1 rRNA gene is annotated in these 517 nt (G+C 44.5%); it reads left to right on the top strand.

From position 1 onward, the window contains the following. Window positions 1–406 precede the first annotated feature (406 nt). Window positions 407–517 (top strand): 23S ribosomal RNA (locus AC27KL_RS28245); the annotation flags it as partial.

Genomic DNA, 517 nt, shown 5'->3' on the forward strand with positions numbered 1-517 from the left:
TCTATGGAGAATCGTTTCCTGCGAGGAAACATTCAAATATGCCGTAAGGCAAAACGATCTCACTCGTTGGTCAGTTTTGAGAGTTCAAACTCTCGCATACGATTTCCAGAACTTGCTTGGTGACAAGCAGTGCTGAGGATGGTATGATATAAGTCCGGTTGAAAAACCGGGTGTTGAATCAAATTTTCATTCACACATCCGTGATGAACCGAAAAATTGATTGTTGATCCTTGAAAACTAGATAACGAAACGAATTTGCGTTTTAGAAATATCCTTTTAGCTGCTTGTGTCTTCATTGAAAGACCAAGTAATAAAAGTAGCAGACGAGTGTTTGAATCGAAGAACGACTTTGGCTTTGTGCGAAGCACAAAACAACGGAGCGAGGCGAGGCAAACAGGAGTCGAATGGTTAAGCTACTAAGAGCACACGGAGGATGCCTAGGCGCTAGGAGCCGATGAAGGACGTGGCGAACAACGATACTGCCTCGGGGAGCTGTAAGCAAGCTTTGATCCGGGGA

This window comes from Paenibacillus sp. YAE3 (genome assembly GCF_057546105.1).